17 protein-coding genes are annotated in these 22,106 nt (G+C 67.3%); 9 read left to right on the top strand and 8 right to left on the bottom strand.

What is annotated here, in order from left to right:
* Positions 1 to 370: 370 nt before the first annotated feature.
* Positions 371 to 982, bottom strand: coding sequence for a HEAT repeat domain-containing protein (locus ISN75_RS12755; protein WP_343203664.1), 612 nt, complete (start codon positions 980 to 982; stop codon positions 371 to 373).
* Between the two features lie 962 nt (positions 983 to 1,944).
* On the opposite strand from ISN75_RS12755, the gene ISN75_RS12750 reads away from it, so the two are divergent.
* Positions 1,945 to 2,187 (top strand): hypothetical protein, encoded by a 243-nt coding sequence (locus ISN75_RS12750; protein ID WP_167256908.1) that lies wholly within the window; start codon positions 1,945 to 1,947, stop codon positions 2,185 to 2,187.
* 85 nt (positions 2,188 to 2,272) lie between these two features.
* Positions 2,273 to 3,949 carry an amidohydrolase gene (locus ISN75_RS12745; RefSeq protein ID WP_343819980.1) on the top strand — a complete coding sequence of 559 codons (1,677 nt, stop codon included), beginning with the start codon at positions 2,273 to 2,275 and terminating at the stop codon, positions 3,947 to 3,949.
* Between the two features lie 39 nt (positions 3,950 to 3,988).
* Here the strand turns inward: ISN75_RS12745 and ISN75_RS12740 are convergent, their stop codons facing one another.
* Positions 3,989 to 4,573 (bottom strand): FMN-dependent NADH-azoreductase, encoded by a 585-nt coding sequence (locus ISN75_RS12740; protein WP_343819979.1) that lies wholly within the window; start codon positions 4,571 to 4,573, stop codon positions 3,989 to 3,991.
* A 120-nt stretch (positions 4,574 to 4,693) separates the two neighbouring features.
* Between ISN75_RS12740 and ISN75_RS12735 the strand changes: the two genes are divergently transcribed.
* From ISN75_RS12735 to ISN75_RS12725, 3 genes are all read left to right on the top strand, one after another.
* Positions 4,694 to 5,659 carry a LysR substrate-binding domain-containing protein gene (locus ISN75_RS12735; RefSeq protein WP_167256911.1) on the top strand — a complete coding sequence of 322 codons (966 nt, stop codon included), beginning with the start codon at positions 4,694 to 4,696 and terminating at the stop codon, positions 5,657 to 5,659.
* A 76-nt stretch (positions 5,660 to 5,735) separates the two neighbouring features.
* Positions 5,736 to 6,881, top strand: a complete 1,146-nt coding sequence (locus tag ISN75_RS12730; protein WP_343819977.1) for a pyridoxal phosphate-dependent aminotransferase — start codon at positions 5,736 to 5,738, stop codon at positions 6,879 to 6,881.
* Positions 6,869 to 7,666, top strand: a complete 798-nt coding sequence (locus ISN75_RS12725) for an amidohydrolase (RefSeq protein WP_167256913.1) — start codon at positions 6,869 to 6,871, stop codon at positions 7,664 to 7,666. The genes ISN75_RS12730 and ISN75_RS12725 overlap by 13 nt, the downstream gene beginning before the upstream one ends.
* Before the next feature lie 103 nt (positions 7,667 to 7,769).
* On the opposite strand, the gene arsC is transcribed toward ISN75_RS12725, so the two are convergent.
* The 4 genes from arsC to ISN75_RS12705 are packed head-to-tail and all read right to left on the bottom strand — an operon-like array spanning position 7,770 to position 11,545.
* Positions 7,770 to 8,120 (bottom strand): arsenate reductase (glutaredoxin), encoded by a 351-nt coding sequence (arsC, locus tag ISN75_RS12720; RefSeq protein ID WP_167256914.1) that lies wholly within the window; start codon positions 8,118 to 8,120, stop codon positions 7,770 to 7,772.
* Between the two features lie 9 nt (positions 8,121 to 8,129).
* Positions 8,130 to 9,635, bottom strand: a complete 1,506-nt coding sequence (locus ISN75_RS12715; protein WP_343819974.1) for a pseudouridine synthase — start codon at positions 9,633 to 9,635, stop codon at positions 8,130 to 8,132.
* The gene (gene scpB, locus ISN75_RS12710) at positions 9,632 to 10,591 is read right to left on the bottom strand and encodes an SMC-Scp complex subunit ScpB (RefSeq protein WP_423385068.1); all 960 of its coding nucleotides are present in this window, start codon (positions 10,589 to 10,591) and stop codon (positions 9,632 to 9,634) included. The genes ISN75_RS12715 and scpB overlap by 4 nt, the downstream gene beginning before the upstream one ends.
* A 51-nt stretch (positions 10,592 to 10,642) precedes the next feature.
* The gene (locus ISN75_RS12705) at positions 10,643 to 11,545 is read right to left on the bottom strand and encodes a segregation/condensation protein A (RefSeq protein ID WP_167256917.1); all 903 of its coding nucleotides are present in this window, start codon (positions 11,543 to 11,545) and stop codon (positions 10,643 to 10,645) included.
* A gap of 827 nt (positions 11,546 to 12,372) precedes the next feature.
* On the opposite strand from ISN75_RS12705, the gene ISN75_RS12700 reads away from it, so the two are divergent.
* A complete protein-coding gene (locus ISN75_RS12700) occupies positions 12,373 to 12,741 on the top strand; it encodes a PilZ domain-containing protein (protein WP_167256918.1) in 369 nt (122 codons plus the stop codon).
* 116 nt (positions 12,742 to 12,857) lie between these two features.
* On the opposite strand, the gene ISN75_RS12695 is transcribed toward ISN75_RS12700, so the two are convergent.
* Positions 12,858 to 14,546: an AMP-binding protein gene (locus ISN75_RS12695; protein ID WP_167256919.1), complete on the bottom strand. Its 1,689-nt coding sequence runs from the start codon at positions 14,544 to 14,546 to the stop codon at positions 12,858 to 12,860.
* Between the two features lie 134 nt (positions 14,547 to 14,680).
* Between ISN75_RS12695 and ISN75_RS12690 the strand changes: the two genes are divergently transcribed.
* Positions 14,681 to 15,115 carry a hypothetical protein gene (locus ISN75_RS12690; protein ID WP_343819970.1) on the top strand — a complete coding sequence of 145 codons (435 nt, stop codon included), beginning with the start codon at positions 14,681 to 14,683 and terminating at the stop codon, positions 15,113 to 15,115.
* A gap of 150 nt (positions 15,116 to 15,265) precedes the next feature.
* Here ISN75_RS12690 and acnA read toward each other — a convergent pair whose 3' ends face one another.
* Positions 15,266 to 18,016, bottom strand: a complete 2,751-nt coding sequence (gene acnA / locus ISN75_RS12685) for an aconitate hydratase AcnA (RefSeq protein WP_343819969.1) — start codon at positions 18,014 to 18,016, stop codon at positions 15,266 to 15,268.
* Positions 18,017 to 18,367: 351 nt separating this feature from the next.
* On the opposite strand from acnA, the gene acnB reads away from it, so the two are divergent.
* The gene (acnB, locus tag ISN75_RS12680; protein WP_167256922.1) at positions 18,368 to 20,959 is read left to right on the top strand and encodes a bifunctional aconitate hydratase 2/2-methylisocitrate dehydratase; all 2,592 of its coding nucleotides are present in this window, start codon (positions 18,368 to 18,370) and stop codon (positions 20,957 to 20,959) included.
* 218 nt (positions 20,960 to 21,177) lie between these two features.
* Positions 21,178 to 22,080 (top strand): LysR family transcriptional regulator, encoded by a 903-nt coding sequence (locus ISN75_RS12675; RefSeq protein WP_168647252.1) that lies wholly within the window; start codon positions 21,178 to 21,180, stop codon positions 22,078 to 22,080.
* Positions 22,081 to 22,106 lie beyond the last annotated feature (26 nt).

Below are 22,106 nucleotides of genomic sequence, written 5' to 3'. Positions count from 1 at the left end.
TGAAGGGGCGCGTTCCGCTAAAAAGGGGGGCGCTAATGGAATGGACGCTTACGGAAACGGGTACTGCCGAACCAGGGGCCGTACTCTCGCTGGCTCCCAAGGCTCCGGTCCAAAACCAAGTGTCCCGAACTAGAGGCACTCACGGGCAATCGAATGGTTTTGGGTACGAACTTGGGTATGAAGTTAAGGGTGACTTCGTAAATTTGGCTAAATCAAGTGGTTGCGTGTGTTACTGGGTCTTCCCTTGGCACCAATCGAAGTTTCCGGCGTGTCGCACGACATTCCAGAAACGCATGAAAAACCCCGCTTCGGCGGGGTTTTTTGTTTTCTGGAATGGGTTGCCGCACCTGATCATTCCTGGTCGAAACGGCTAGTCAAGACATTCTCCTCGCAGAATCCGGCTGGCGTACTCGCGAAGGTATGGGCGCGCGTCCTTTTCGGCCTCGGCCAATAACGCCGGAAGCTGCGATGAGCCGATGCCTTGCAGGCAATAAAGCGCATTCATTCGCGCCCACTGCTGTGCTTCATCGGGCCGGTGCCAGGCTGCCAGGGCGAATTTTTCGACCGAGGGCGAATCGATTCGAAGCAGCGATTGCAGTGCGCGGCGCCGGACGTATTCGTGCTCGTCGTCAGCCATCTTCAACAGCAGCGGTTCCGCTTGGACGCCCAGCCATGCCAGCTGGACGGCGAGTTGCCAGCGCGCATCGCGTTCATCGATCTCAAGCGAGGCTTGGGCAAGCGATAGCAGCAGTTCTGGATGGCGGGTCCTGATCTCTTCGGCGAGATATTCGATCTCGTTGTCGCGCGCGATGGCGTAGAGGACCTGCGTCTGCTCCCCCCGCTGCCAGTGATCGAACGGGCGGCTGGCGACGAATTCGAGTACGGCTGCGTGAAGTGCTGGCCACTCCGTGTAGTCGCACTCCCATTCGCCATATCGTTCGGTGCTTGGGTAAGTGCCGGCCCATGCCTTGAATTTGTCCACTTCGAGCAATGGGTTTGGCATCCCGATCCCTTAGTCCAGCTGAAAAGTGCGACTTGCGTAATCTTTGATGCTACCCCGAAGCCATCCGGCTCTCGGGGCCGCAAAGTCCGAATTTCGTATGGGCAGGGTATTTGTAGGAATTCCCCTACAACACGACGCGCCTTTCACCTCTACCCCCACCTAAGACAAATCCGCAAACTATCTCTGTCCGGCAAGTCAGGCTCCTTTGCCGATGCCCCGGACACTAAGGACGAAGCGGCTAGGGACGGCTGCAAGCCCCATGGATGGGGCTTTTCTTTTTCGGGGCACAGGAGTGCGGCCGGGACCACGGCACCCGCATTCATGCCTGGAAGCGCAGCCCGCCTTATGGCGGGTTTTTTGTTGCCTGCGGGCCGGGGTGCGTCCGACCTGGGCGTCGCCGACCATGTGGCGGACCTGATTCAGAAGCATCGGACGATCCGTGCGGTGTTGCCGGAAGAGAGCGCTCATCTGGTGTCGGCGCGATACCGACGCCACTCATCGGAATTCCCCTACAAGAACTTGCGCCATTCGCCGCTAGGTGCCGATTGCGAATAGGCGCAATCTGCATCTGCCCCGCGAGTCAGGCGGTGAGCTTCAGGCTCATGCCAGCCGATGACCGGGGCGTTCTTCTGTATGGCTCATGCCCCTGAGCCCTAGGCTTTGGCGCCCCGCACTCCGGGGCGCCTTTTTGTTTGTGTGCTCCGTGGCACGGTCGCGCAGAACTCATGCCACGACAGCAAGCTCCATGGCCGTCAATGTGCCGCCGCCAGTGAAATTGAGACTTGGACCACAAATATGTAGGCCATCGCCTACACAACGACGTGCCGCACGCCGATAGGACGATTCCTCACGCCGATGCATGCTTCGCACGCTGGCATGGCGGCCGTTGCATGGATGCGCGACCGCAAGCCGGCGTACTTCATCCCAGAGGGGCAAGCACGATGATCATCTACGCGCTCAAGCCTTCGCACGAAGGCCAATGGAATATCTGCCGCTCGGGCTTCTGCCTGTTCAGCGGCCTGCGCCTGGGGCCGGCGATCACGCTGGCGCGGGAAGTCGCCCGCGACGAGCACGCGCGCTCGGGCCGTTCGATCTGCGTGGAAATGCCGGGGCTGGGTTCGGCCATCCGGCTGGCGCAGTACGAGGACCGCTCGATCGAAGGCTTCGCCGTCGCCGGTTGCTGATCCGCCGGCGCGGCGCCATCCGCTTCTTGTCATTCCCGCCCGGGCACGGGCAAAGTGGCGCGATTCCCTCCCCAGGACGCCGCCCATGCTTCTGTCCCGCCGCCTCGCCGCCGCCGTGCTGCTGGCGCTCGCCCTCGCGCCGCTGCAGGCCGCCACGCTGCTCGTCAACGCACGCGTGCACACCATGGATCCCGCCAGGCCCGAGGCCACCGCGCTGGCCTGGGACGGCGAAGGCCGCCTGCTCGCTGTAGGCACCACGGCCGAACTGCAGGAGAAGTTCGCCGGTGCGGAGTCGGTGGATGCGCACGGCGCGACGGTGATCCCCGGCCTGATCGACGCCCATGGACACGTACTCGGCCTGGGGATGGTCCGCGGCCAGGCCGACCTGGTCGGCGTGCATTCCAAGGCGGAGATCGTCCAGCGCTTGAAGGATTTCGCCGCGAAGCTGCCCAAGGACGCCTGGCTGCTCGGCCGCGGCTGGGACCAGAACCTGTGGCCGGACAAGCAGTTTCCCAGCGCGGCCGATCTGGATCTGGCGTTTCCGGATCGGCCGGTCTTTCTCGAGCGCATCGACGGCCACGCTTCCTGGGCCAATACCGCGGCGATGAAGAAGGCCAGCAAGCCGCTCGATGGCGACTGGCAGCCGGATGGCGGGCGCATCGTGCGCGTCGGCACGCGCGCCACCGGCGTGCTGATCGACGGCGCGCAGCCGCTGGTGGGCAATGCGGTGCCGCCGCGGACCCCGGCGCAGACACGCGAGATGTACCGCACCGCCTTCAAGGAGCTGGTGGCGCAAGGCCTGACCGGCGTGCACGACGCCGGCGTCAGCCTGGACGATTTCCGCGTGCTGCAGCAGATGGCCAAGGCCGGCGATATCCCGCTGCGCCTGTACGAAATGGCCGACGGCAACCATGCCGCGCTGGAATGGCTGTGCATGCAGGGCGGGCAGTGGATCGACGACAGCGGCCGCCTGCGCATGCATACGGTGAAGCTGTACATGGACGGCGCGCTGGGCAGCCGCGGCGCGGCCCTGCTGCAGGACTACAGCGACGACCACGGCAATCGCGGCATCTTCGTCACCTCGCCGGAGGACTACCGCGTCGCGGTGGAGAAGGCGCACAAGTGCGGCGTGCAGGTGGCCACCCATGCCATCGGCGACCGCGGCAACCGCATGGTGCTGGACACCTACCAGGCCGCGCTGGGCAAGGACGCGCAGGGCGACCACCGCTGGCGCGTGGAGCACGCGCAGATCCTGGCGCTGGACGACATCCCGCGTTTCGCCAAGCTGCATCTGATCGCCTCGATGCAGCCGACCCATGCCACCTCGGACATGCCCTGGGCCGCGCAGCGCCTGGGCATCGACCGCCTCAAGGGCGCCTATGCCTGGCAGCGCTTCCTGCACGAGCAGGTGCCGCTGGCCTTCGGCTCGGATTTCCCGGTGGAAAGCCCCAATCCGATGCTGGGCATCTATGCGGCGATCACCCGCCAGGACCTGAAGGGCCAGCCGCCGGGCGGCTGGCTGCCGGACCAGAAGGTCAGCCGCATCCAGGCCCTGGCCGGCTTTACCCGCACCGCGGCCTATGCGGCTTTCATGGAGCGCGAGGTGGGCATGCTGAAGGAAGGCATGCGTGCCGACTTCGTGGTGCTCAATGCCGACCCGCTGACCATTCCGCCGCGCCAGGTCGCCGACCTCAAGCCGCTCAGCACCTGGGTCGACGGCAAGGCCGTGTACGAAGCCGGAAAAGCCGACGCCGCGCGATGAACTGCGCGGCGCCGGCCGGGGTGGAGGGTGCAGTGGAGCTTAAGCCGCCTTGCGGATCGCCACGCCGATGCTGGCCTGGGCGGTCTTCAGCGCTTCGGTCTTGTGGTCGGCGCTGACGTTCACGCCTTCGGCGCGGACGAATTCCACATCGGTGATGCCGAGGAAGCCGAGCACCGCGCGCAGGTAGGGCTCCTGGAAGTCGAACGACTGGGCGGCCGTGCCCTGGCCGTAGAAGCCGCCGCGGCTGGAGGCGATCACCACGCGCTTGCCCTTGGCCAGGCCTTCGGGACCGTTCGCGGTGTAGTGGAAAGTCTTGCCGGCGACCGCCACGCGGTCGATCCAGGCCTTCAGTGCGCTGGGCACGGAGAAGTTGTACATCGGGGCGCCGATCACGATCACGTCGGCGGCCAGGAATTCTTCCAGCACGGCGCTGCCGAGCACGGCGGCCGGATCGGCGGCATCGGCCACCGGGCTCCAGTGCGGGATCGGCTGGGCGGCGAGGTCGCGGTAGGCGACTTCCGCGCCCGGCTGTTCGCGGACCAGCTCGGCTACGATGGCGGCGGTCAGGCCGCGGGACACCGAGTGGCTGCCCAGGGCGCTGGAATCGATGTGCAGGACTTTCATGGCGCTATTCCTCGTTCGGGGGCCGGTCGGTATGCCGGCGACGGGAATAACGATATTCTTGGAACAATCATCCGATAAGCTGGGTGATTGCGAACGAATTGTTTCATATTGGAAACGACGATGAGCGTACTCGACGGCGCCCTGCAGGACCTCAACGACCTCTATTTCTTCGCCTCGGTGGTGGAGCACGGCGGTTTCTCGGCCGCGGGGCGGGCGCTGGGCATCCCCAAGTCGCGCCTGAGCAAGCGCATCGCGCAGCTGGAAGACCGCCTTGGCGTGCGCCTGCTGCAGCGGACCACGCGCCGCTTCGTGGTCACCGAGGTGGGCGAGCGCTTCTATTCGCATTGCCGCGCCGTGCTGGAAGAGGCGCGCGCCGCCCAGGACGCCGTGGACGAGCTGCGCACCGAGCCGCGCGGCGTGGTGCGGGTGAGCTGTCCCAACTCGCTGGCCCAGACCATCGTGGCGCACGTGCTGCCGGACTTCCTGGCGCAGTACCCCAAGGTGCAGGTGCGCCTGCAGGCCACCAACCGCCGGGTGGATCTGATCGGCGAAGGCGTGGACGTGGCGATCCGCGTGCGCTCCAAGCTGGATACCGACGCCACCCTGGTGATGCGCACCTTCGGCCAGTCGCGCGTGCTGATCGTGGCCAGCCCCAAGCTGCTGGAGCAGAGCGGACGTCCGAAGCTGCCCGCGGATCTTTCCGCGATCCCCGCGCTGGCCATGAACGAGCACGAGGGCGCGCACAGCTGGGAGCTGCTGGGCGCGGACAACGAGCGCGTGGTGGTGGATATCCAGCCGCGCTTGATCTGCGGCGATTTCTCCGTGCTGCTCGAATCCGCGCGGCGCGGCATCGGCGTCACCCTGCTGCCGGAATTCGTCTGCGCGCCGGCCATCACCAACGGCGACCTGGAAGTGCTGCTGCCGGATTGGAGCGTACCCGAGGGCACCATGCACTTCGTCTATCCGAGCCGGCGCGGCCTGCTGCCTGGCGTGCGCGCCTTTGTCGACTTCCTCGCCGAGCGCCTGCCGCAGGCGACGCTGCAGAAGCACGAGCAGTGCAGCAAGCGGCCCTGTCCGGAAGTCTGAAAAGCGGCGGGCGCGCGGGCCCGAAAGCTCCCGCGTGCTAGCATCCCGTTTGGACTTCCAAACCCTCAGAGCCTCGATGCGTATCGACACCAAGCTTCCGAAGGTGGGCACCACCATCTTCAGCGTGATGAGCCAGCTCGCCGTCGAGCACCAGGCGGTCAACCTGGGGCAGGGCTTTCCCGATTTCGAACCGCCGGAACCGCTGCGCGACGCCATCAGCCGCGCCATGGCCGAAGGGCGCAACCAGTACGCGCCGGGCATCGGCCTGCCGGCGCTGCGCGAGCAGATCGCGCTGAAGACCGAGCGCATGTACGGCCGCCGCATCGACGCGGGTACCGACGTCACCGTCACGTCCGGCGCCACCGAGGCGCTGTTCGCGGCGATCGCCGCGGTGGTGCGCGCGGGCGACGAAGTGATCGTGTTCGACCCGGCCTACGACAGCTACGAGCCGGCCATCGACCTGCAGGGCGCCAAGGCGGTGCATATCCCGCTCACCGTGCCCAGCTTCGGCATCGACTGGCAGCGCGTGCGCGAGGCCGTCACGCCGCGCACGCGGATGATCCTGATCAACAGCCCGCACAATCCTTCCGGCGCGGTGCTGTCGGCGGCGGACCTGGACGAACTCGCCGCGACCGTGCGCGACACGGAGATCGTGGTGCTGTCCGACGAAGTGTACGAACACATCGTGTTCGACGGCGCGCTGCACCAGAGCGTGCTCCGCCACGCGGAGCTGGCCGGGCGCAGCATCGTGGTGTCCTCGTTCGGCAAGACCTATCACTGCACGGGTTGGAAGCTCGGCTACGCGGTGGCGCCGCCGGCGCTGTCGGCGGAATTCCGCAAGGTGCACCAGTACCTCACCTTCTGCACCTTCCATCCGGCGCAGGTGGCGTTCGCGCAATTCATGGCCAGCACGCCGGAGCATTACCTGGAACTGCCTGCGTTCTACCAGGCCAAGCGCGACCGTTTCCGCGCGCTCATCCAGCCGTCCCGCTTCAAGCTGCTGGACGTGCCGGGCGGTTATTTCCAGCTGGTGGACTACGCCGCGATCCGCGACGAGTCCGACGTGGCCTTCTGCGAGTGGCTGGTGAAGCACGGCGGCGTGGCGGCGATCCCGCTGGCGCCGTTCTACGAGACCGCGCCGGACACGCGCCTGGTGCGCCTGTGCTTCGCCAAGAGCGACGCCACCATGGAAGCCGCCGCGGAGCGCCTATGCAAGCTCTGACTGTCAGCCTGGTGCAGGGAGCCACGCGCTGGCACGACGCGCCGGCCAATCGCGACTATTACGGCGCGCTGGTGCGCGGCGTGGGCAGGAGCGACCTGATCGTGCTGCCGGAAACGTTTCTCTCCGGCTTCAGCAACGACACCCGCGCCAGCGCGGAAACCATGGACGGCGAAGGCGTGGCCTGGCTGCGCGCGCTGGCGCAGGAAGTCGGCGCCACCTTGTGCGGCAGCCTGGCCATCCGCGAAGGCGACACCGTGTACAACCGCCTGCTGTGGGTGCGTCCGGACGGCAGCTTCGCGCAGTACGACAAGCGCCATCTGTTCCGCATGGCCGGCGAGCACACGCGCTACGGCGGCGGCCGCGAGCGGCTGATCGTGGAGCTGAAGGGTTGGCGCATCCTGCCGCAGGTCTGCTACGACCTGCGCTTCCCGGTGTGGCTGCGCAACCGCCGCGTGGAAGCCGCCGCGGGCGGCATGGATTACGACCTGGCCGTGTTCGTCGCCAACTGGCCGGCGCCGCGCCGCCAGCCGTGGCGCACGCTGCTGCGCGCGCGCGCGATCGAGAATCTCAGCTACGTGATCGGGCTCAATCGCGTCGGCGTGGATGGCAACGACTTGCCCTATGCGGGCGACAGCGCGGTGCTCGATGCGGTGGGCGAGCCGCTGATCGAGCTGGGGCCGCAGGAGCAGGTGGCGACGGTGACGCTGGATCCCGCACCGCTGCTGGCGCATCGCGAGCGCTTTCCGGCATGGATGGATGCGGATGAGTTTTCGCTGCAGCCGTAGTTGCTCGTCATTCCGGCCTGCGCCGGAATGACGAGCAAGTGGAACGGCGCGGAATCTTCCATGCACAAAAAAAGCCGCCTTTCGGCGGCTTTTTTTCATGCGCTCACAAAATCCCCAGCACCGATTCCGGCGGCCGCCCCAGCTTCGCCTTGCCATTGGCAACGACGATGGGTCGCTCGATCAGGCGCGGATACCGCGACATCGCCGCGATCAGGTCGTGCTCGCTCAGCGCGGGATCGTCCAGCCCCAGCTCGGCATATTCCGCCTCGCCCTTGCGGATCAGTTCGCGCGCCGTCATGCCGAGCTGATCGAGCAGCTGTACGAGTTCATCGATGCTGGGCGGCGTGTCGAGATAGTTGATCACCTCGCACTGGCAGCCGCGCTCCTGCAGCAGCGCGAGTGCGGCGCGCGACTTGGTGCACTGGTCGTTGTGATAGATGCGGACCGCGTCCATCGCCTGGACTCAGCGATTGCCGCCGCGCGGACCGCCGCGGCCGCCGCCCTGCGGACGCCCGCCGCCACCGCCATGACGGTTGCCGCCGCCCTGGCCGGAGCGATTGCCGCCGCCCTGGCCCGGACGCCCGCCACCGCCACCCTGGCCGCCCGGACGAGCGCCGCCGCTGCGCGCCTGCGGACGTCCACCCTTGCCGCCCTGGCCCTGGCCGCCACCGTAGCCGCCACCGCCGCCGTAGCTGCGGTTGCCGCCACCACCGAAGCCGCCGTAGGGATTGCCGCCGCCCTGCGCCTGGCCGCCGGGGCCGCGCTTGCCGCCGCCACCGCTGCGGCGATTGCCGCCACCGTAGCCCTGGCCCTGGCCGCCGCCACCTTCGCGGCTTTCGCCGGCGAACCAGGTGCGCACCGAGGGCAGTTCCTGGCCCGGTGCGACGCCGCGCTTGCCGCCCGTCTTGCGGCGGCCGGCGTTCGCGTTCGGACCGCGCTCGGGACGGGCGACGTTGCCGTTCACTTCCTTGCCCGGACGGCGGCGCTGCTGCTTGCCGCGTGCCGGTTCCTCGCGGATGCGGTCGTAGGCGCGCAGCTCGCGCGCTTCGTCCTGGTAGGCGCCGCTCCACGCGCCGCCGGCGCCGCGCTCGGGGCGGTACTCGGTGACGTTGCGGCTGGCGCGGCGCTGATGCAGCACGGGGCTAAGGGTGAGCACCGGCTGCGGCGCACCCAGCCCGCTGGCCTGGCGCAGTTCCTTCACCGCTTCTTCGCCCAGCGCCTCGCAGTCGCCGCGGCGCAGGGTGCGCGACAACTCCACGCTGCCGTAGCGGATGCGCTTGAGGCGGCTGACCAGGAAGCCCTGCGAATCCCACAGGCGGCGCACTTCGCGGTTGCGGCCTTCGCGGATCACCACGCGGAACCAGCTGTGGCTGCCGCCGCGGCTGATCACGGCGATCTCGTCGAAGCGGGCGGGGCCGTCTTCCAGTTCCACGCCGGCCTTCAGCTTCTCGATGATTTCGTCCGGCACCTCGCCATGCACGCGGCACAGGTATTCGCGCACCAGGCCGCTGCGCGGATGCATCAGCGCATTGGCCAGCTCGCCGTCGGTGGTGAGCAGGAGCAGGCCGGTGGTGTTGATGTCCAGGCGGCCCACGGCGACCCAGCGCGCGCCCTTCAGGCGCGGCAGCTGCTCGAACACGGTGGGGCGGCCTTCGGGGTCTTCGCGGGTGGTCACCACGCCTTCGGGCTTGTGATAGACCAGCACTTCGGTCTCGTCGCGGTTGTCGGTGGCGACCACGAACTGCTTGCCGTCCACCACCACGCGGTCGCCGGCGTGCACGCTGGCGCCGATGCCGGCGGCGCTGCCGTTGACTTCGACTTCGCCGGCCTGGATGCGCTGCTCGAGCATGCGGCGCGAGCCCAGGCCCGCGTTGGCCAGCACCTTGTGCAGGCGTTCTTCCAGGGCGGGCGCGTCGGTGGTGCGCGTGTCGCGCTTGAGGGTCAAAACGGATTTCTGCGGCGCATTCATGCGCGGTACTCCTCGGTGTCTTTCGTGGCGTCGCCATCGCTGGCGTCCGCTTCGTCCGCTGCCTCGGCGGCAGTGGGGGTGGATGATGCGGCGGGGTGCTCCTCGCCGGTGACGGGAGCCGCGGCCTCGACGGCCGCGGCCTCCTGGTGTTCTTCGACCGGCGCGGCGGGCGCGGCCGGTTCGGCGACTTCGCCGGCGGCTTCCGGCTGGCCCGCGACGTGGAATTCCTCTTCGCCTTCGGTGCGGCCGGGTGCCTCGTCTTCGTTGCTGGAGCTTGCTTCGGCGCCGTTCTCTTCGGCCGGAGCTTCTACTTCGGCCTGAGCTTCTGCTTCAGCGCGGGCGCGTTCCTCGGCCTCGGCTTCCGGATCGATCGGCAGGTCGCGGATCACGCGCGCCGGCAGGTCTTCGATAAAGCGCAGCTGCGGGTCTTCCATGTCGCGGATTTCCGACAGCGGCGGCAGCTCGTCCAGCGACTTCAGGTTGAAGTAGTCGAGGAACGCGCGGGTGGTGCCGAACAGCGCGGGCTTGCCGGGCACGTCGCGGTAGCCGACCACGCGGATCCACTCGCGCTCCTCCATCGTCTTGATGATGTTGGAGGACACCACCACGCCGCGGATCTGCTCGATCTCCGGGCGGGTGATCGGCTGGCGGTAGGCGATCAGCGCCAGCGTTTCCAGCAGGGCGCGCGAATAGCGGCTGGGTTTTTCCGTCCACATGCGCGAGATCCACGGATGGACCTCCTGGCGCACCTGGTAGCGGAAGCCGGAGGCCACCTCGCGCAGCTCGACGCCGCGGCCGGCGCAGTCTTCCGCCAGCGCTTCCAGCGCCCGCGACAGCTGCTCGCGGTCGACCTCGTCTTCCTCGCCGAAGAGGTCGCCCAGCTGCTGCACGGTGAGCGGCTGGGTGGCGGCGAGCAGGGCCGCCTCGATGATGTTCTTCAGTTGCTCGATCTGCATGGCCTGATCGGTTGAGGATGCTCGGTTGAGAGTGCCTGGATGGGTTCGGGGTCAGTCGGCGGCGGACGCCTGCGCGGGCGTGTCGTCTTCGACGGATTCCTCGGCCTGGGTGACCTTCGCCTTCACATAGATCGGAGCCAGCGGCTCCTCCTGCACGATTTCCACCAGCATTTCCTTGGCCAGTTCCAGCATGGCCAGGAAGGTGACCACCACGCCGAGCCGCCCTTCGCTGGGGTCGAACAGTGTCTCGAAGCGGTGAAAGCTGGCGTCGCCGAGCTTGCCCAGCAGCTCGCCCATGCGCTGGCGCACGCTCAGCGCCTCGCGCCGGATGGCGTGATGCCCGAACAGCTCGGCGCGATGCAGCACGTCCTTCAGCGCCAGCAGCAGTTCCTTCAGGTCCAGCGGCGGCGGCAGCTTGATCACGGTGCGCTCGCCGCTGTCGGCGTGCACCACCACCGTGTCGCGCTCGACGCGGGGCAGGGCGTCGATGTCCTCCGCCGCGCGCTTGAAGCGCTCGTATTCCTGCAGCCGGCGCACCAGCTCGGCGCGCGGATCTTCCTCGACGCCTTCTTCCACCGGCGGCCGCGGCAGCAGCAGCCGCGACTTGATCTCGGCCAGGATCGCGGCCATCAGCAGGTATTCGGCGGCCAGCTCCAGCCGCATGTCCCGCATCATGTCGATGTATTCCAGATACTGCCGGGTGATCTCGGCGATCGGGATGTCCAGGATGTCCAGGTTCTGCCGGCGGATCAGGTACAGCAGCAGGTCCAGCGGGCCTTCGAACGCCTCCAGGATGACTTCCAGCGCATCCGGCGGGATGTACAGGTCCTGCGGCATCTGCAGCACGGGTTCGCCGCGCACGATGGCCAGCGGCATTTCCTGCTGTTGCGGTACCGACGCGAAAGCGTCCTGCGGTGCTGCCACCGGCTGAGGCTCGACTGGCTCAGTGCTCATCAATGCATGTCGTTGGGCCGCCCATGACGGCTTGCAGTGCGTTCAACACGTTCGGAACCGTTCGATTCCACCGGCATTCGCTGAGGCTGTCCCCCGCTCTCGGGCGGCGGCCATCCGGCGGTCACCCGTGAAACTCCTTGAGGCTCGATCACCACGGGCGCTCTGGCGTCCGTCACGGCCTTGCATGATGAAACCGCGCCTGCGGCGGCATCGGTCAGGCTGGCCGTGAACAATTCCTGCAACCGGACCGGGAGGCAATCCACGGCGAACGGCAAGCCGGGCCGCGCGTTGAACTGCGCCACGGCGTGAACAGGAGGTCTGCTGGGTGTCGGGCGGGTGCTCCGGCGGCGTCTGGCTCGAACGGCAGGCGCACCCTGTAACCCACGTGCGATCAAGGTTAACGGCTGCATGCGGCCAAGTCCAGTATGCGTACGGCCTACCAAGCGTGCGGGTGCATCGGCAGAATGCCGCGGATGCGTGGTTTGGAAGGGCTCGATCGTCCACGTCGCAAGGGCAGCATGTGACCCGCCGCGTCTGGCCTGGGCGTCGGCGCCGATGCAATGGAAACGCTCGATGGAAGCGACACAGCTTCAAGGCGCCCGCAAAACGGCGGGAAATGGCCGAATCCCGCGTGCCGGTGGGTTCCGGGCGCGTCGCCGGCAGAATATTACGACGTGGCACGGCGCTTGCTTTACGCCACGGTAAGGGCAGTTTGATCGGCGCGGGGATAGGCCGCATGCGCGGCGGGGGTCCATTTCACGGGCACTAGTGCCTGCCGCGAATAAGTTGGATGACGCTGCACGGCAGCGGGGATGGGAGGGAAAGGCATGACCAAAGCCGGCGGCAAGCACCATAACGATGGTCCGGAGCAGCTGCGCCCCGCGCGGATGCGCATCGAGACGACCGTACTGATGAGCCGCGGCAGCCAGTCACAGCCGACGGAACTGGTAGACATCTCGGCCACCGGCGCGCTGCTGCGCCGCCCGCTGGGATGGCAGGGCGAAGTAGGGCAGAGCTGGATGCTGGACATGATTTTCGGCCACGACCTGCACATCCACCTGGAGGCCCAGGTGAAGCGCATCTCGGACCGGCACATCGGTTTCGCGTACACGCGCATACCGGAGGACAAGCAGGTTCCGCTATGGAATCTGCTGGGCGGCTACGCCGACATCCTGGAGACGTGGCACGACGATTGATTCGTCGCGGCAGCCGCTGGCGGAATCCCGCGTGGATCGGCGCGGGCGAGGCAGCCTGGAGCCTGTCCGAACTCCCTGGGGAGGACAGGCTCCTCGCTGGTTCATGAGTTGATCCATCAGGCCGCCGAGGCGGCTGGCTTCTTCTCGTCGCGCAGTTCGCGGCGGAGGATCTTGCCCACATTGCTCTTGGGCAGCGCATCGCGGAATTCGATCAGCTTGGGCCGCTTGTAGCCGGTGAGGTTGGCGCGGCAGAACTCCTTCAGCGCTTCCACCGTCAGGTTCGGGTCCTTGCGCACCACGAACAGCTTCACCACTTCGCCGGAATGCTCGTCCGGCACGCCCACCGCGGCCACTTCGGCCACGCCGGGGTGGGTCATGACGATGTCCTCGACCTCGTTCGGATACACGTTGAAGCCGGACACCAGGATCATGTCCTTCTTGCGATCGACGATGTAGACGTAGCCATTCTCGTCCATGCGCGCGATGTCGCCGGTGTGCAGCCAGCCGTCGGCGCCGAGCACCTTGGCGGTCTCGTCCGGGCGCTGCCAGTAGCCCTGCATCACCTGCGGGCCCTTCACCATCAGCTCGCCCACTTCGCCGAACGGCAGCGGCTGGCCTTCCTCGGACCAGATCGCCACGTCGGTGGAAGGAATCGGCAGGCCGATCGAGGCGTTGTAGTCCTTCAGGTCCAGCGGATTGATGCAGGCCGCGGGCGAGGTCTCGGTCAGGCCGTAGGCTTCGGCCAGGGTCACGCCGGTGACTTTCTTCCAGCGCTCGGCCACGGCGCGCTGCACGGCCATGCCGCCGCCCAGGCTCAGGTGCAGGCGCGAGAAATCGACCTGGTCGAAGCCCGGCGTGTTGAGCAGGCCGTTGAACAGCGTGTTGACGCCGGTGAGCGCGGTGAAACGCGACTTTTTCAGTTCCTTGACGAAGGCCGGCATGTCGCGCGGATTGGTGATCAGCCAGTTCAGGCCGCCCAGGCGCGTGAACACCAGGCCGTTCGCCGTGAGCGAAAAGATGTGATACAGCGGCAGGGCGGTGATGATGACCTCTTCGCCCTCCTTGGCGTTGGTGCCGATCCAGGCACCCGCCTGCAGCATGTTCGCCACCATGTTGCCGTGCGACAGCATGGCGCCCTTGGCCACGCCGGTGGTGCCGCCGGTGTACTGCAGGAAGGCCAGGTCGTCGTGGGTGAGCTCCACCTTCGGCGCCGGATGCGCGGCGCCCTGCGCCAGTGCGTCGCGGAAGCGCACGGCCTGCGGCAGGTGGTAGTCGGGCACCATCTTCTTGACGTACTTGACCACCAGGTTCATCACCTTGCCCTTCAGGCCGAGCAGGTCGCCCAGGCCCGTGGTGACGATGTGCCGGACCTGTGTCTCGGCCACCACCTGCTGCACGGTGGCGCCGAAGTTGTCCATCACCACCAGCGCCTTGGCGCCGGCGTCTTCGAGCTGGTGCTTAAGCTCGCGCGCGGTGTACAGCGGGTTGGTGTTGACCACCACCAGGCCGGCGCGCAGCGCGCCGAACAGCGCGATGGGGTACTGCAGCACGTTGGGCATCATGATCGCGATGCGGTCGCCCTTGACCAGCTTCAACACGCCGGTGAGGTAGCCGGCGAAGTGGCGGCTCAGCTCGTCGATCTCGCCATAGCTCAGCTCCTTGCCGAAGCTGTGGAAGGCAGGGCGGTCGCGGAACTTCGCGAAGGCTTCCTCCAGCACCGCGGCGACGGAAGCGTAGGCATTGAGATCGATCTGCGCGGGTACGCCTTCCGGATAATTAGCCAGCCACGGACGCTCGTTGCTCATGTTGTATCCCTGCTCCTGGTATCGAATGCCGCCGCTCGCGCGCATGGGGCATCATGGTCACAGGGCATTGGAGCATACGCCCGCGTACAGCGGCAAGCCGCGTTGCAGCGGGTTTTTCGAGGGGTGATCGGTCGATGCGCAAGCTTGTTTTTCTGCTGTTTTTCGCCGTGCTGGCGGTGGCCCTGGGCGGCTGCCGGCGCGCGCCCGACGAGGTGCGCATCCGCCAGTCCATCGAGGCCGCGCGCACCGCCGCGGCCGACGCCGATGCCGGCGCGCTCACCGGCGTGCTGAGCGAGGACTTCGACGGCAACGGCGGCGCCATGAGCGCCAAGGATCTGGGCAATCTGCTGCGCCTGGCGAAGTTCCGCGGCGAGAGCGTGCATGCGGTGCTCGGCCCGATCGAGGTGGAGCCGCGCGGCGACCGCTACGTGGCGCGCTTCACCGTCACCCTGGGCAGCGGCGGCAAGCTGTTCCCGGCGGAACTGGGCATGTTCAAGGTGGAGACGGGCTGGCGCAGGGAAGGGCGCGAGTGGCGCTGCTTTACCGCGAGCTGGGAGCAGCAGCTGTAGTGCTGCAACGTTGAGCCCCTCTCCCGTCGGGAGAGGGGTTGGGGTGAGGGTACGGGCGGAGCGGTGCGTTGCACTCCGCCCGTACCCTCATCCGGCTGCCGCCACCTTCTCCCGGAGGGAGAAGGATTCGAACGTGAGGACTGAGAACCCTCAGGCTGCTTTCTTCCCCGCCAGCTGCCGCAGCACGTACTGCAGGATGCCGCCGTGGCGGAAGAACTCCCGCTCCTTCGGCGTCAGCAGCAGCACCTTCACGGTGAACTCCTTCCTGCTGCCGTCCGGCGCGGTGGCGGTGACCTTGGCCACCTTCGACTCGCCGTCGTTCAAGCCGGTGATGTCGAACACCTCCTTGCCGGTCAGCCCCAGCGACTGCGCGCTCTGGCCGTCCTCGAACTGGCAGGGCAGCACGCCCATGCCGACCAGGTTGGAGCGGTGGATGCGTTCGAAGCTCTCGGCGATCACCGCCTTCACGCCCAGCAGCAAGGTGCCCTTGGCCGCCCAGTCGCGCGAGGAGCCGGTGCCGTATTCCTTGCCGGCCAGCACCACCAGCGGCGTGTGCTCGGCCTTGTACTTCATCGCCGCGTCGTAGATCGCCAGCTGCTCGCCGCTGGGCACGTGCAGGGTGTAGCCGCCTTCGACGCCGTCCAGCATCAGGTTCCTGATGCGGATGTTGGCGAAGGTGCCGCGCACCATCACGTCGTCGTTGCCGCGGCGCGAGCCGTAGGAGTTGAAGTCCTTCGGTTCCACGCCCTTGCCGATCAGGAAGCGGCCCGCCGGGCTGTCCTTCTTGATCGAGCCGGCCGGCGAGATGTGGTCGGTGGTGATGGAGTCGCCGAACAGGCCGAGCACGCGGGCGCCGTGGATGTCCTCCACCTTGCCGACTTCGCGGGTCATGCCGTCGAAGTAGGGCGGGTTCTTGATGTAGGTGGAATCGCCCCACTGGTACACCGAGCCATCCGGCGAGGCGATGTGGTTCCAGCGGTCGTCGCCCTTGAACACGTCGGCGTAGTTCTTGGTGAACATGGCCGGGTTGATCGCACCGGCGATGGTGTCGGAGATCTCCTGGTTGCTCGGCCAGATGTCCTTCAAGTACACCGGCTTGCCGTCGCTGCCGGTGCCCAGCGGTTCCTTGCTCAGATCCACGTCGAGCGAACCGGCCAGCGCATACGCCACCACCAGCGGCGGCGAGGCGAGGTAGTTCATCTTCACTTCCGGGTGCACGCGGCCTTCGAAGTTGCGGTTGCCCGACAGCACCGACGCCACCGCCAGATCGCCCTCGGCGATGCCCTTGCTGATTTCCGCCGGCAGCGGGCCGGAGTTGCCGATGCAGGTGGTGCAGCCATAGCCGACCACGTAGAAGCCGACCTTCTCCAGCTCCTTCAGCAGGCCGGTCTGCTCGAGGTAATCGGTGACCACCTTCGAACCCGGCCCGAGCGAGGTCTTCACCCACGGCTGCGCCTTCAGGCCCTTGGCCGCGGCCTTCCTGGCCAGCAGGCCGGCGGCGAGCATCACGGCGGGGTTGGAGGTATTGGTGCAGGAGGTGATCGCGGCGATCACCACCGCGCCGTCGGACAGGCGGAAATTCTCGCCGTCCTTCTCCACCAGCACGCCGCTTTCGGAAACCGCATTGGCGGGGTTGCCGATCGCGGAGGAGCCGCCTTCATTGATGAAGTTCGAGGTGTCGCCGTTGCGCGGGCGGCGGTTGGCGGTGAGCGGACCGAGCGCGTCGCGGAAGCTCTTTTCGACGTCCTGCAGCAGCACGCGGTCCTGCGGACGCTTGGGGCCGGCCAGCGAGGGGCGCACGTCGCCCAGGTCCAGTTCCAGCGTGGTGGTGAACTGCGCGTGCGGCGTGTTCTCGTCGTGCCACAGGCCCTGCGCCTGCGCGTAGGACTTGACCAGTTCGATCTGCTCTTCGCTGCGGCCGGACAGGCGCAGGTAGTTCAGCGCTTCCTGGTCGATCGGGAAGATGCCGCAGGTGGCGCCGTATTCCGGCGCCATGTTGCCGATGGTGGCGCGGTCGGCCAGCGCCAGGTCCTTCAGGCCGGGGCCGAAGAACTCCACGAACTTGCCCACCACGCCGAGCTTGCGCAGCATCTGGGTGACGGTGAGCACCAGGTCGGTGGCGGTCACGCCTTCGGCAAGCTTGCCGGTGAGCTTGAAGCCCACCACCTGCGGAATCAGCATCGACGACGGCTGGCCCAGCATGGCCGCCTCGGCCTCGATGCCGCCCACGCCCCAGCCCAGCACGCCCACGCCGTTGATCATGGTGGTGTGCGAGTCGGTGCCGAACACGGTGTCCGGATACGCCCAGGACTGGCCGTCCTTCTCGCCGGTGAACACCACGCGGCCGAGGTATTCCAGGTTCACCTGGTGCACGATGCCGGTGCGCGGCGGCACCACCTTGAAGTTGTCGAACGCCTTCTGGCCCCAGCGCAGGAAGGCGTAGCGCTCCTGGTTGCGCTGGAATTCGATCGCCACGTTCTGTTCCAGCGCGGATTCCGAACCGTACACGTCGACCTGCACCGAGTGGTCGATCACCAGTTCCGCCGGCGCCAGCGGATTGATCTGCCTGGCGTCGCCGCCGAGCTTCACCACCGCGTCGCGCATCGCCGCCAGGTCGACCACGCAGGGCACGCCGGTGAAGTCCTGCAGCACCACGCGCGCGGGCATGAAGGCGATCTCGGTATCCGGCTCGGCCTTCGGGTTCCAGCGCGCGACCGCTTCGATTTCCCTGGCGGTGACGTTGACGCCGTCCTCGTGGCGCAACAGGTTCTCCAGCAGGATCTTCATCGAGTAGGGCAGGTGCTTGATGTCGAAGCGCTGGCCGAGCTTGGCGAGGCTGGCGATCTGGTACGAGCTGCCGTTGACCTTGAGGGTGTCGCGGGTGGCGAATGAATCCAGCATGGGTTGAACTCCTGTTGCTTGGGGTCGCGGCGCTGAGGTGGCGTCGCCGGGGGATCCTAGGGCAGCCGGCGTGAGCATCGGGCGCAAACAAGCCCTTCCGTTCTGCCGATTCCGGGGAGTTTGAGGCAAACGGCGCTACGCGCAAGTTACCGGGCGGGCGATTTGCCGTTGCCGTCATTGCAAGATATCGAACGCAGGCGGAAACAACGTCTTGCGTTGCGGCAGATGGCCTGCGGCTGGCAAAATGAGCGGCTGAAACGACCTCCGGAAGCGGCTTGGGAACTGGCTTTGCGGCCTCCTGCCAACTCGGGTGACGTTCCGCTTCCCGCCACGCCAACGGACGAGAACCACATGCTCAACGCCTATCGCCAACACGTCGCCGAGCGCGCCGCCCTCGGGATCCCCGCGCTGCCGCTGACGGCCCAGCAGACCGCCGACCTGATCGAGCTGCTGAAGAACCCGCCCGCCGGCGAGGAGGCTTTCCTGGTCGACCTGATCAGCAACCGCGTGCCGGCCGGCGTGGACGACGCGGCCAAGGTCAAGGCCTCGTACCTGGCCGCCGTGGCGTTCGGCAAGGAAGCCTGCCCGCTGCTCAGCCGCGAGAAGGCCACCGAACTGCTCGGCACCATGCTGGGCGGCTACAACATCCATCCGCTGATCGAACTGCTGGACGACGCGCAGGTGGGCGGCATCGCCGCCGACGCGCTGAAGAAGACCTTGCTGATGTTCGACTCCTTCCACGACGTGAAGGAAAAGGCCGACAAGGGCAATGCCAACGCCAAGAGCGTGCTGCAGAGCTGGGCCGACGCCGAGTGGTTCACCAGCCGTCCGGAAGTGCCGCCGAGCCTGACCATCACCGTGTTCAAGGTGCCGGGCGAGACCAACACCGACGACCTGTCGCCGGCCCCCGACGCCACCACCCGCCCGGACATCCCGCTGCACGCGCTGGCCATGCTGAAGAACAAGCGCGAAGGCGCGCCGTTCCAGCCGGAAGAAGACGGCAAGCGCGGCCCGATCCAGCAGATCCAGGACCTGGCCAGGCAGGGCCACCTGGTGGCCTACGTGGGCGACGTGGTCGGCACCGGCTCCAGCCGCAAGTCCGCCACCAACTCGGTGCTGTGGTGGACCGGCGAGGACATCCCCTTCATCCCGAACAAGCGCTTTGGCGGCGTGTGCCTGGGCAGCAAGATCGCCCCGATCTTCTACAACACCATGGAAGACGCCGGCGCGCTGCCGATCGAGCTCGACGTGTCGAAGATGGACATGGGCGACGTGGTCGAGCTGCGCCCGTACGAGGGCAAGGCGCTGAAGAACGGCGAGGTGATCGCCGAGTTCCAGGTGAAGTCCGACGTGCTGTTCGACGAAGTGCGCGCCGGCGGCCGCATTCCGCTGATCATCGGCCGCGGCCTCACCGCCAAGGCGCGCGAGGCGCTGGGCCTGGCCCCGTCCACGCTGTTCCGCCTGCCGCAGAACCCGGCCGACACCGGCAAGGGCTACACCCTGGCGCAGAAGATGGTCGGCCGCGCCTGCGGCCTGGCCGAAGGCGAGGGCGTGCGCCCGGGCACCTATTGCGAGCCGAAGATGACCTCGGTCGGTTCGCAGGACACCACCGGCCCGATGACCCGCGACGAGCTGAAGGACCTGGCCTGCCTGGGCTTCTCGGCCGACCTGGTGATGCAGTCGTTCTGCCACACCGCGGCGTATCCGAAGCCGGTCGACGTGAAGACCCATCACGAGCTGCCCGCCTTCATCTCCACCCGCGGCGGCATCAGCCTGCGTCCGGGCGACGGCGTCATCCACTCCTGGCTCAACCGCATGCTGCTGCCCGACACCGTCGGCACCGGCGGCGACAGCCACACACGCTTCCCGATCGGCATTTCCTTCCCGGCCGGCTCCGGCCTGGTGGCCTTCGCCGCCGCCACCGGCGTGATGCCGCTGGACATGCCCGAGTCGGTGCTGGTGCGCTTCAAGGGCGAGCTGCAGCCGGGCGTCACCTTGCGCGACCTGGTCAATGCGATTCCGCTGTACGCGATCAAGCAGGGCCTGCTCACGGTTGCCAAGCAGGGCAAGCAGAACATCTTCTCCGGTCGCATCCTGGAGATCGAAGGCCTGCCGAACCTGAAGGTGGAGCAGGCGTTCGAGCTGTCCGACGCCTCGGCCGAGCGCTCCGCCGCCGGCTGCACGGTGCGCCTGGACAAGGCGCCGATCATCGAATACCTCAACAGCAACATCACCCTGCTGAAGTACATGATCGCCCAGGGCTACCAGGACGCCCGCTCGCTGTCCCGCCGCATCAAGAAGATGGAAGAGTGGCTGGCCAACCCGCAGCTGCTGGAGCCGGATGCGGACGCCGAGTACGCCGCGGTGATCGAGATCGACCTGGCCGACGTGCACGAGCCGATCGTGGCCTGCCCGAACGACCCGGACGACGTGAAGTCGCTGTCCGACGTGGCCGGCGCGAAGATCGACGAGGTGTTCATCGGTTCCTGCATGACGAATATCGGCCACTTCCGCGCGGCGTCGAAGCTGCTGGAAGGCAAGCGCGATATCCCGACCCGCCTATGGGTGGCTCCGCCGACCAAGATGGACCAGCAGCAGCTCACCGAGGAAGGCCACTACGGCGTGCTCGGCACTGCCGGCGCGCGCATGGAAATGCCGGGCTGCTCGCTGTGCATGGGCAACCAGGCGCAGGTGCGCGAAGGCGCCACGGTGATGTCCACCAGCACGCGCAACTTCCCCAACCGCCTGGGCAAGAACACCAACGTGTACCTCGGCTCGGCGGAACTGGCGGCGATCTGCTCGCGCCTGGGCCGCATCCCGACCAAGGAGGAGTACATGGCGGACATCGGCGTGATCAATGCGAATGGCGAGAAGATCTATCGCTATATGAACTTCGATCAGATTGCCGATTTCAAGCAGGTCGCGGATACCGTCGACGCTTAATCGTGGAATCCTTCTCCCAACGGGAGAAGGTGGCGGCAGCCGGATGAGGGTTCGGCCGGAGCGGCGCACATCACTCTTGCGCTCCGGCCGTACCCTCACCCCAACCCCTCTCCCGATGGGAGAGGGGCTTTCAAGAGCCCGGCCCCGTGCCGGGCTTCGTCGTTTATGCTTTGCGCCGCCTCGATGCGGGGCTTCGGCGGCGAGGCGCGGGCAGCAGGATGATTTCCACTCATTTATCGGCCGTCTCGCTGCGCGACCTGATCCTGGTCCAGGCGGTGCGCCGCCACGGCAGCTTCAACAGCGCCGCGCGCGCCATGCACATCAGCCCCTCGGGCCTGTCGCACCAGGTGCAGAAAGTGGAGCAGGCACTGGGCACGCCGCTGTTCGAGCGCGGCGGCCGCCGGGTGGTGCCCACCGCCGGCGGGCAGCGCCTGCTGGAACAGATCGATGCGGTGCTGCTGGCGGCCGACCATCTGCAGCAGGCCGCGCGCGCCGGCGAGACCGCCTTCGGCGGCGAACTGCGCCTGGGCGTGCTGGCCACCTTGGGGCCGTACCTGCTGCCGCATCTGATCGCGCCGTTTCCGCAGCATTTCCCGGGCGCCCGGCTCAGCCTGTCGGAAGGCAAGCCGCGCGGCCTGCTGCGCCGCCTGCAGGAAGGCGAGCTCGATGCCGTGCTGGCGCAGCCGTCGCCGCCGGTGAGCGGCATCGCCATGCGCCCGCTGTTCTTCGAACCCTGGGAAGTGATGCTGCGCGCCGACCATCCGCTGGCCGGCCGCCGCACCCTGACGCTGGAGCAGCTCGACGCCGCCGACGCCACCCTGATGGCGGAGAGCCGCGCCGACGACGTGCTCGGCGGCGGCCACGTACAAGATGTAAGCCTGGAAAGCCTGGCCGCCCTGGTCGGCCTGCGCGGCGGCTACGCCCTGGTGCCGGCGCTGGCGCACGAGCGGCTGGCCTCGATGCCGGAAGTGGCGCTGGCCAAGTTCAAGGGGCAGGCGCCGGGGCGCGAGATCGCGCTGTACTGGCGCGAGGCCTCGCCGTGGGAGGCGGACCTGCAGGCGTTTGCCGAGCTGCTGCGCAAGCTGGCGAAGCAGCGGCCAGGACTGAAGGTGATGGGTTGAAGGCGATGGGTTGAAGGTAATGGGCT

It is taken from the genome of Dyella marensis, assembly GCF_049532885.1.
GTDB lineage: Bacteria > Pseudomonadota > Gammaproteobacteria > Xanthomonadales > Rhodanobacteraceae > Dyella_D > Dyella_D marensis.
The sequence above is the reverse complement of the archived record's forward strand: the minus strand, read 5'-3'. Positions and strand labels throughout refer to the sequence as shown.